Annotated in this window: 6 protein-coding genes; 4 read left to right on the top strand and 2 right to left on the bottom strand. The window is 32.3% G+C overall.

Annotated elements, in window-relative coordinates; genetic code table 11:
* Positions 1-382 precede the first annotated feature (382 nt).
* A complete protein-coding gene (locus B5P42_RS29275) occupies positions 383-877 on the top strand; it encodes a DUF2716 domain-containing protein (protein ID WP_113735887.1) in 495 nt (164 codons plus the stop codon).
* Positions 878-1,208: 331 nt separating this feature from the next.
* Here B5P42_RS29275 and B5P42_RS29270 read toward each other — a convergent pair whose 3' ends face one another.
* Positions 1,209-4,559 (bottom strand): trifunctional glycoside hydrolase family 18/polysaccharide deacetylase/glycosyltransferase family 2 protein, encoded by a 3,351-nt coding sequence (locus B5P42_RS29270; RefSeq protein WP_113735886.1) that lies wholly within the window; start codon positions 4,557-4,559, stop codon positions 1,209-1,211.
* Positions 4,560-5,158: 599 nt separating this feature from the next.
* On the opposite strand from B5P42_RS29270, the gene B5P42_RS29265 reads away from it, so the two are divergent.
* From B5P42_RS29265 to lepB, 3 genes are all read left to right on the top strand, one after another.
* On the top strand, positions 5,159-5,866 hold the full coding sequence (locus B5P42_RS29265) for an IS6 family transposase (protein WP_113735885.1): 708 nt from the start codon (positions 5,159-5,161) through the stop codon (positions 5,864-5,866).
* A 358-nt stretch (positions 5,867-6,224) separates the two neighbouring features.
* Positions 6,225-8,342: a peptidoglycan D,D-transpeptidase FtsI family protein gene (locus B5P42_RS29260; RefSeq protein ID WP_113735884.1), complete on the top strand. Its 2,118-nt coding sequence runs from the start codon at positions 6,225-6,227 to the stop codon at positions 8,340-8,342.
* A gap of 93 nt (positions 8,343-8,435) precedes the next feature.
* Entirely contained in the window at positions 8,436-8,936 is a 501-nt protein-coding gene (gene lepB / locus B5P42_RS29255; protein ID WP_113735883.1) for a signal peptidase I, read from the top strand.
* Positions 8,937-9,716: 780 nt separating this feature from the next.
* On the opposite strand, the gene B5P42_RS29250 is transcribed toward lepB, so the two are convergent.
* Entirely contained in the window at positions 9,717-10,202 is a 486-nt protein-coding gene (locus tag B5P42_RS29250; protein WP_002130387.1) for a DUF6241 domain-containing protein, read from the bottom strand.
* Positions 10,203-10,777 lie beyond the last annotated feature (575 nt).

Here is a 10,777-nt window from a genome sequence, read left to right as displayed (position 1 = left end):
AATAAACAAAACCCGCAGAAAACATTCTTGTTCTCTGTGGGTTTTGTTTATTTTATTTTTTTCTTGAAACAAGTGTTGTTTTATCATAGAAGCGATACCGCCAGCATTTCGGAAAAAAACCACGCTAAGAGCATGCAAGATTTTATACGATTTTTCGGGTAATCCAGTAACAAACAAGAACCCTAAAACCTCACCAGGATAGGAATGTATAAAAAAATGCATAGTTCCCTAGAACAAAAAAAAAGGTTCCTTTGGAGAGTAGGGTTCCCCCCTTTTCCTTGCTACCGATAATAATGTGTTATGTAAATTAGCAATGAATAGAATATACAATTTCATCGTGGTATTTTAATTATATAATAATATTAGAAAGTAGGTACGGAGTTTGAAAGAATGGATTTTGTTAAATGAACAAGAATATGAGAATGTTTGGGATAGATTTTATGATGAATTTGCTTTTAATCCTAATATAGAAGGTGAACAATCATTTAAATTTTCTTGTCCATATATTACTTATGATTTACCTAATCATTTTGAAGGAAAATGGACTGATGACGATGATTATATTTTTGATCATATATTATTGGAAGCTCTTATTTTATGTACCGAGAAACATGAATATATATATGCGTTAGATTGGCATCATGATAGCTACTGGATGAATCCTAGTTTAAATTTAAATCTAAACGAAAAGGATCATCAATGGAAAATCCCATTTTTTCCGGATGGAGATTATTATTTCTTTTTGCAAAAAGACTTTAAGTGGGGTTATTTAGGGCATCCATGGGAAAAAGTTATTTATATTTTCGGAGAAGAATTAATCGAGAATTTCAAAGAATTAAGGGCTAGTAGATTAAAAAAAATCAATGATAAAGTATAAATTTTACTTCCGATATCGATAATTATGTAAATAAGCTGCACATATGGACAGCTTATTTTATTTTTTGCTTAGCGTGGGGGTTTTCCGAAATGCTGGCGGTACCCCACATCCATCAACTTAAGGTTAGGAAAGGTCAGTTTCAGAAGAAACCTTCTTCTTTTTCTAAACAACCAGTATAGATTATTAGAGGTTCTGGTGCAAAGATAAAATGAAAATCAGTAAAACGCATATATTCCTAACAGAATTGTATTTTATGCTACAAATTCAAACAATTTTCTTTTTTTGATATGGTGAGTCCTTTTAACAAAAAGAGAGCAGATCGTCTGCTCTCTTATGATGCCTCCTTATGTTCTGGGGAATGCTCAACACTTCCCATTCTCTTTAGTTTATTCCATCCTACCGCTACCCCTCGAATGGATGAAAATATAGATTTTATTACAACATAAGTCATAAATTGACGATAAATAAAGCGTTGTAAAATTAACCATACTAGTGGTTTAGGGTTCTCTTTCTCTAATTTAAATGCAAACAGAGAAGCGAGAAGATCCATTAAAAAGAATACAAAATAAAATCCTAAAACTTTTAGCGGATTGCTACCAAATAGCCCCATAATCATTAATATATCTGCTAAAGGAGCAATAAATTGCAGAACATATTGGAATAACCACATGTTAGGCAATGCAATAAACCCTAATGTTTTATGTTTTGCATTAAACAATGCTTTTCGATGTTTCCAAAGACATTGGAGTGTACCATATGACCAACGATATCGCTGTTTAATAAGACTTTTCACATCTTCAGGTGACTCCGTATAAGCATACGCTTTTTCTTCATATACGATTCTATGCCCTTCACGTAAAAATGTAATAGTAAGATCCGTATCTTCTGCCAATGTATCTTCGCTTAAATATCCAGATTCGACTACATTCTTTTTACGCCATGCTCCAATAGCTCCAGGAACTACCGTAATACAATTTAACTCATCAAAAGCTCTGCGTTCTAAATTAAATCCTGTAATATATTCAACATGTTGCCAAGTAGTTAACAAGTTCCGTCTGTTTCCCACTTTGACATTACCTGAAACTGCTGCTACATTATGATCTTCAAAGTGTCTGATCATTAGAGAAATAGCGTCTTGCGCAATAATTGTATCCGCATCTAAAGTGACAATGATTTCTCCTGTTGATTTTTGAAATCCTAAGTTCATTGCGGATGATTTCCCACCATTTTCTTTCTGAATTAAACGAACTCTAGGATGTTTATAGAATGTTTCTTGAATTACTTTTGACGTATCATCTTTCGATCCGTCATCAACGACAATAACTTCAAACTCTCTATAATTACTATCCAAAATTGAGCGAATCGTCTTAGCTATAACCTTCTCTTCATTATATGCTGCTATCACAACACTAACAAAAGGTTGGTAAGACGAATTAGCAAATAAACGAGATTTTGTTTTCTTTTTTTGCTTGAATGAAAAATAAATTAAAAATAGGAATCGGAAAATACCTAATCCAATAGCAATATAAAAAATAGTTGCTAATATATGCTTAGAATATCCGGCTCCTAAAAAAACAGCTTTATTGTAAAGTAAATATTGCTTATCCTCAGAAGAAACGAGAGGCATAACTTCATCTCGTTCTTTACCCATTAAATCTGAAATTGTTACAAAACTATATCCATGCTTTTTAAGGTCTTTAATAATAATCGGTAGCGCCTCTACCGTATGGGTACGATTCCCTCCTGCATCATGGAGAAGAATAACATTTCCCTCCCCCTTATAAATGGGATTAACAGCACGCTTTACTAATTCATTTGTTGATGGCGTCGCCCAGTCCTCAGGATCAACTTTTTCTGCCACCATTGTATAGTTCATATTTTGTGCACGCAAAATAGGCAATATTTCATTTGATGAATCCGGGTCGGCATCTGCTTCATATGGTGGCCTAAATAAAACCGTAGAATGTCCAGTTATTTCCTGAATCAGGCGCTGAGTTGTATTCAGCTCTACTTTTGTTCGTAGTAAAGACGTATCAGCTACGTTAGGATGCTTGAAGGTATGATTGCCAATTTCATGCCCTTCATCGTACATTCTTTTAACAAGACTAGGATTTAGTTGGGCGTTTTCACCAAGTATAAAAAAGGCTGCTTTTATTTTATGCTCTTTTAATATATCTAGAATTTCCGGTGTGTATTTAGGATCTGGTCCATCATCAAATGTTAGTACTACTTGTTTCCCTTTTGGTTTTCCATAGCGCTGTACTTGATATGCAGATGGTAGTGATTGATACACTTCATCTGTAAGATAACCTTCTTTGCCTACTTTAAAATCTCTCAATCCATTTTGTCTTTCAATCTCAATCTGTAAAATTTCTCCTTGTCCAGAATAATTTACTTCATCTAAACTAGCGATTTTATGTAATGCATCAGGATTTTTTTGTACTTCAATAGGATCTTTTAAAGCTTTCCATACAGTAGGATCTTCTGCTCCTAGTCTCCATAACGCAAATCCTTTTGCATTGTTGTTCATTGCGATTTTTACTTGATTATAAAGAGTAACACCATCTAAGAACCAAGCAGTATGTTCTTTCGCTCCTGTTTTATATCTAAAATAAGGATTTCCACTCATCTTATCCCATTGAATTTTTATATTTGAATCATGAGCCATTGTCATAACTTCTGAGAAAGTTAAAGACTTCGCAGGTTTTTTACTTTTTACTTCCCAATCATATCCATAGTTACCGAAAGCGACTATAAGTTTCTCAGACGGAATATCTAGTTCATTGAGCGTATGTTCAAACCATTTATTTGAAGCAATTGGTCCTGGTACCCCTGCTCCATAGTGCTCGTCATACATCATTACAATCATACGATCTATTACTTTGGCTAACGCACCATAATCAAAGGCCTTATCATTAGCAGGGACATCTTGTGTAACAAGCAAATGATGTTTATGAAAGACCGTAGTAAGTTTTTTCATGAAATTTGTTAAGTTTTCTCTATCGCTTTCAGGTATTGCCTCAAAGTCAATATTAATACCTGAAAATTGATTCTTTTCAACTTGCTTTACTAAATTGTTAATAAACGTTGTCTTTACATGATCTGGAGAATTCAGTAACTTATGAATAAGTTCACTATCAGGACCAGAAGCTTCCTCTGTATAGTTAGTAAGTAAAGGCATAATTTTCACATGATTTTCTTTGGCTAACTTCACAATCTCAGGTTTTATCTCACTACTAACTGTTAAGTCTGCTTTTAAGTGATACCATTCTGGTACTAACGTGGTTAAGGAATCGATATTTTCTTTTAAAGAAGCAGTACTATTTTCATCCCAGTTTACATAAAAACCATAAACTTCTTTAGATTGTTTACTATCGCTCGTTGAATTCACCATATTTTCATCGTTTTTCATTTCGGTATTAGGTTTAAAGTCTTCTTTCTTTAACTGCTCGTCGCTGAGTTTTTGATTAATAGGCACAAGTTTAGTATCTTGCTTTACAGAAGGATTCGTATTTGGAATTTCTGGTGTTGAAAAAATACTTCGAAAGAAAAAATAAAATACAATACTTATGCTAACTATTGAGATACATAGAAACCAACTGAAAGCTATTTTTCTTCTTCCTTTAGGATCATAAAAAACGGGTTTTGAGTTATCTTTCTCTTGTTGAATTTTTTTCTCCATTATTTTTTTTACATACTCCTTTTCTTTTTATTCTAAGTACAAACGCAAATTATTTTAATAGATAGACCTTCTAGGTTTTTGGTGCGAAAATAGCTTAATAGGAATATAGAACAGTAATTTCCTGTTAACTTTGAGACCAAACGACTAATCCAAATATCTTATGAATGACTTCAACCTCATTTTGGGCAGATTTCACCCTTTGCCCTTTGGTGAAGTTGCCCTTTTTTCATCATATGCATGGCTTCGATACCTCTCAAAATCAAGGTTGCTGTACGAAATGATTTCAATTCTAATTGCTTTCTTCACTATACATATTCGGAGGAAATAAAAATTTTATGGGGGTCAAAAAAATATTTTTTTATGAAAATAGATAAACAATTTTTTTCAAAAATAAAAAGCTGACATTTTCATCATTTTTTTCATATATTCATATGTAAAAATACTCGCATTCATTTTATCTCGCTATTCGCGAGCAGTAAAACCCTCACATATCAATATTCTTTATACGGTTCTGGTGCGAAAACTTTGAAGTATATGAAAATGTTCTATCAAACTTGGAAATACTGATAGTACTACTCTATAAAAGGTGTGTGATCAGTATGGAAAAGGAGAATTTATTTAAGTGGAAACATTATCAACCAGACATCATCTTGTTAGCTGTACGTTGGTACCTACGGTACAACTTAAGCTTTCGTGATTTGGTGGAAATGATGAAGGAACGAGGGTTATTCCTGGCTCATACAACTATTATGCGATGGGTACATCAATATGGGCCGGAGTTTGATAAACGAATTCGACTTCATCTCAAACAAACGAATAACTCATGGAGAGTGGACGAAACATATATCAAAGTAAAAGGACAATGGATGTATTTATATCGTGCCGTTGATTCTGAAGGAAATACGATTGACTTTTATTTGAGTAAATCTAGAAATCATAAGGCTGCAAAGCGATTCTTCAAGAAAGCCTTGCGGTCTTTTCATGTCTCAAAACCTCGTATCATCACGGTTGATAAGAACCCTGCTTATCCAATCGCTATCGAACTGTTGAAGAAAGAAAAAAGGATAACAATAGGCACCAAAATCCGAAGGATAAAATATTTAAATAACATAGTAGAACAAGATCATCGTTTTATTAAAAATCGTATACGCTCTATGTTGGGATTTAAATCATACAAAACAGCAGCCTCTATATTGAGTGGTGTTGAGGCCATGCATATGGTCAAAAAAGAACAAATTGATTTGCAGGGCCAGTCTGTCCAAAATCAGAATGTTTTTATCAACCAGCTGTTTGGATTAACTGCTTAACAGGTGATTCCGTTAGGAATCCTTGATTCTTTTTTATTTATCATCTTTTTGCACCAGAACCTCAAAAGGTATACTTTTATAGACATGTGAAGTGTTCTTTACGTCTTTGAATATGTAGTAATGAAAAATGAACCAAAAGGTGTACCTTTTGAAGTGATGAGATGTATTTTAGGGGTATCAAAGTTTCTTAAGTTGATTGCATGTATAAGTGCTCTCTTTTTTAAAAAATATATATTAATAAAATCAGGTAATACTTTAGAAATTCTTTAAATTTATTTAACTTTACTTATCCTTATATATTATTTAATATATTTTAAGTAAAAGTATTGGATTTAATATTATTAAAGCGGAGGTTTACATGAGCAAAGAAAAGCCCAATAAAACAAAGAAAGATAAAGTTACTTTTAGATTAAACGCACTGTTTTTTTGTGTGTTTTTACTATTTTCAACTATTATTCTTCAGTTAGGAAAAGTACAACTCGTTGATGGAGAATCTTATAAAAATATAGTTGAAAAACAAGAAAACGAAACCATTAGTGTCCCCGTTCCACGTGGACAGATTTTTGATCGAGAAGGTGAAAAGGTTGTTAACAATAACGCTATTCGTGTCATAACGTACACAAGAATGAAAGGTATACAATCCGATGATATTCTGAAAGTAGCTAAAGATCTTTCAAATATAATTGAAATATCCGAAGAAGATATAAATAAATTAACTGAAACAGATAGAAAAGATTTTTGGATGCAAATGAATAAAGAACAGGCCCAAAAAAAAATAACGAAACAAGACGAAGAAAAACTTAGAGCAAAAAATATTGAGGGAAAAGGGTTTGATAATAAAATAGAAAAATTGAGACGAGAACGTGTCACTGATGAAGAACTAAGTAAATTAACGTCAGAAGACCTAAAAGTATTAGCTATTAAAAGTAAAATGAGTTCAGGATATCAAATGACACCTCAAGTTATAAAAAAGAACGCAACCGAGAAAGAATACGCAATAATAAGTGAGAATTTAGAAAGATTCCCAGGGGTAGATGCAACAACAGAATGGGATCGTAATTATGTAAATGGGAATTTATTCCGTTCGGTATTAGGAAATATTACAAGTGCTGAAGAAGGGCTTCCAAAAGAAAATTTAGACTCTTATTTAGTGCGTGGTTACAATCGTAATGATCGCATTGGAAAAAGTTATATTGAACAACGATATGAAGACGTATTACATGGAGAAAAAGCTGAAGTTCGAAATATTATTGACAAAGAAAAAAATATTACCCAAACGGAAATAATTTCCAACGGGAAGAACGGAAAAAATTTAACATTAACAATCAATATGAAATTACAGAAGCAGGTTGAAGAGATTATTGAAAAGCGTTTAAAAGAGTTTAAAGGTTCAGAACCACTATTAGACCGAGCGTTTGTTGTAATGATGGATCCAAAAACAGGTCAACTTTTATCCATGGCTGGAAAAAAATTAGTGAAAAAAGATGGGAATATAAAAGTAGAAGATTATGCTTTAGGTACATTGACTAGCTCTTATGAGCTTGGATCTACCGTAAAAGGAGCTACACTTTTAACAGGATTTGAGACAGGTTCCATAACGCCAGGAACATATTTTCATGATGCACCAATGCATTTTAAAGGAACAAAACCCAAAAAATCTTGGAAGGATTTTGGAAGTATTGATGACCTACGAGCGTTACAAGTTTCATCAAATGTTTACATGTTCAATACAGCTTTAAAAATTGCAGGCATAAATTATGTACCTAATAGCTCATTAAATATTACAGCAGCTACATTTGATAAAATGAGATATTATTTTGGACAATTTGGTTTAGGTGTTCCAACAGGTATAGATTTACCAAATGAAGATATTGGACAAATGAATAAAGAAAATTATCAGCCAGGTTTCTTACTAGATTTAGCTATTGGACAATATGATACGTATTCACCATTGCAGTTAGCACAATACATTTCTACTATTGCAAATGGGGGATATCGAATGAAACCACAGATTGTGCAAGAGATTCGAGAGCATACAGTGAAAGAAGAAGAGATTGGAAAAGTTGTACAATCCATGGAGCCAGTTGTATTGAACCGTGTAGATATGAAAAAAGAATATATTGATCGAGTACAAGAAGGTTTCAGAAGAGTATTTCAAGAAGGTGATGGAACAGGTGTGCATTATTTCCAAAAAGCTTCTTATAAACCGGCTGGTAAAACAGGAACAGCACAAACAGTTTATGGAGGAGATGATCCTGTTGGTAGAGATGAACAAGGGAAAAGAATCCGTTGTTATAATTTAACTTTAGCAGGATATGCTCCATATGATAACCCGGAAGTCGCATTTTCTGTTGTTGTACCATGGGTATATGATGATAAAGGTGGAATTAATTCAATGATTGGTAGAGACATTTTAGATGCATACTTTGAATTAAAAAAGGATACAGGGGATAATACCCCTTCTCAAACAAACTAAATAAAGCGAATGAAGATAATAAAAAAATGCCCCCTGCATTAAAGCTTAGTAGGCGGCATTTTTTATGAAATTATTAATAAGGAATGGAACCATATGTTATCTGAAGAACAAGAATATAATCTTAATTTAAAGTTTTTTCTATTTGGTATGTTGATGTTTTTGTTGTTATTTTTCAATTTTGATTTTTATAAAGTAAAAGGAAATTCCATGTACCCCACTGTACAAGATCAAGAATATATATTAGTAAATAGAGCAGCTACAACAATCTGCCCATTATATCATGGGCAGATTGTTGTTATAAAAATACCGAATGATTCCAATTATTACATAAAAAGAATAATTGGTTTGCCCAATGAAACAGTTAAAATGGTTAACGATTCCGTTTATATAGATGGGGAGAAACAAGAAGAACCTTATGTTTACAAAGGTTTAATTAATAAAACTGAATTTTTCTCCAACTTTAGCGAGAGGAAAGTGCCTTCAGGCAAATTATTTGTAATGGGAGATAATCGTTATAAAAGTATGGATAGTCGAAACGGTCTAGGGTATATAGATAAAACTAGTATAGTCGGAGTGTTAGCTTGCAATTTTTGACTTTTATAAAAAGTACATGGTGTTCCCAGAAAAAAAACAGGGGTTTGAATAGTATAAATCTTGGGTGAATAAATGAATATTTGCTAATATACATGAAGACCACAACAATAGCAGCACCCTGTTAATATAGTTAAATTATTATTAATATTGAATTTGAGAATAAAAAGAACTTGTAGGTATCTCTACAAGTTCTTTTTTAGATAATGAAAAAAAGTGAAATAAACTATCTCATAACTTGAATCGGAGCAAACACTCTAACCACGGGTTGATTTTATTATATATCAAATCTTAACATATCCACTTTTGATATTTGAAAATTATGTTAATTTAGAAGAGGAGAACAAAGAACGGTCTTAAACCCCTAAAAATTTCAATTAAACATTTTGAACAAAATGTTTTAAATCAATATACATTTCGTAATAAATTATAAAAAATGTAGGTATAGGTAAATAGAGAAGAATGTAGCATTCTTACAGAAAGGTATATATTTTTATTGGTTTATAATCTATACAAATAAAATATACATATAAATGTGTATAAACATAAAATATTAAATCCGACCTATCTCTCTATTTGTGTTTGTCATTGGCTATTCTGCTTTCTTGTTGTTTAAAATAAAAAGAGGAACAACTAATGTTCCTCTTGTAATCTCTAAGAATTTGGTATATGGACAGCTTATATTTTAAATAAAGTTCAAACGAAAATGAAATTTGCAACATTTCACCTATAAACACTAAAAACAAACAAAGAGCGATTTTTTCACCCTTTGTTTGTTGTAGATTATTTATTTAATTCAGCTTTTGCTTGTTTCAAGAGATACTCCTTTTCTTGCTCTGGCGTAGCCTCTTTATATGCTTTACCGTCGTTCCCATCTTTCCACTTACTCAACATATTATGCTCTTTAACTATTTGAGAAAAATCCCCGTGTTCCCATCGATCGATGATCATACGATACTCTCCTAAATGCTTTACATACATTGGAGTGCTTTTAGTGATTGCCTCTTTTACTTCTTGAATATTCTCGGCACTCATTTTGATAAAGCCCTCTTTCTTATCGGATAACACCTTTTGATTAGTCATTTTGAGCATTGTATCATTTATGCGTTTTTCAGCTTCCACTGCCACTTCGACTTTTTCCCCTTTAACCGAGTTGATCATTTCCTCCTCTTTGTGATTCCCGAGGTAATCCCCAACTTTAAAACCTGTTAAAACACCGATCGCTATACAAAAAATTAAAATCAATGATACTTTCGTTATTTTTCTCATTTATTAATCCTCCTTTACTATGAAGAGCCATTTGCAATATAACTTTTATAGAGCAGCTCGACATTTGCGCTCTTTAATAATTTAAGCATAAATTCTATGTTCTTTTTAAAAACAGGTATAATTTATCAGTGCAGTACAACAATTCCTTATATGATCCTTTTTTCCTTTTCTAATAGGTAACCTGCGCTTTCAACCAATTTGATTTCATCAATAAGAGAAAAAACAGTCTTTGATATATTAGGTGTCAATTACAATTGTACCATTTCTAAAGATCGAGCGGCTTAATTGAAAAAAACAAACCCCATTAGGATTTATGATGTATGTAAATTCTTAAATAATCTACACCACTCCCCTGAAAATTTCCTAAGTCTTAGTTTGATAGTGATGTGGAAGACCCCCCTTTTATAGTTTATAGAAGAAGTACATCAGTTATCTATTAAAACTATTATTTAAAAAAATTTCCTAAATGTTTTATTTATTCTACTTTCGTTTCACTTAATAAGGTAAGGAGCTAATTTACTAGATAACTTGATTAAATAGGGGTATCCCCACAGGTTCTGGTGCAAAAATCGCAA

The organism is Bacillus sp. SRB_331 (assembly GCF_003264175.1).
In the GTDB taxonomy this organism is placed as follows: Bacteria; Bacillota; Bacilli; order Bacillales; family Bacillaceae_G; genus Bacillus_A; species Bacillus_A mycoides.
Note: the sequence above shows the minus strand (reverse complement) of the source record. Positions and strands in the feature narration are given on the sequence as shown.

Excerpts from the sequence above, each read along its gene's own strand:
- B5P42_RS29265 (WP_113735885.1), top strand. The coding sequence starts at position 5,159 with ATGGAAAAGGAGAATTTATTTAAGTGGAAACATTATCAACCAGACATC.
- lepB (WP_113735883.1), top strand. The coding sequence starts at position 8,436 with ATGTTATCTGAAGAACAAGAATATAATCTTAATTTAAAGTTTTTTCTA.
- B5P42_RS29250 (WP_002130387.1), bottom strand. The coding sequence starts at position 10,202 with ATGAGAAAAATAACGAAAGTATCATTGATTTTAATTTTTTGTATAGCG.
- B5P42_RS29270 (WP_113735886.1), bottom strand. The coding sequence starts at position 4,559 with ATGGAGAAAAAAATTCAACAAGAGAAAGATAACTCAAAACCCGTTTTT.
- B5P42_RS29260 (WP_113735884.1), top strand. The coding sequence starts at position 6,225 with ATGAGCAAAGAAAAGCCCAATAAAACAAAGAAAGATAAAGTTACTTTT.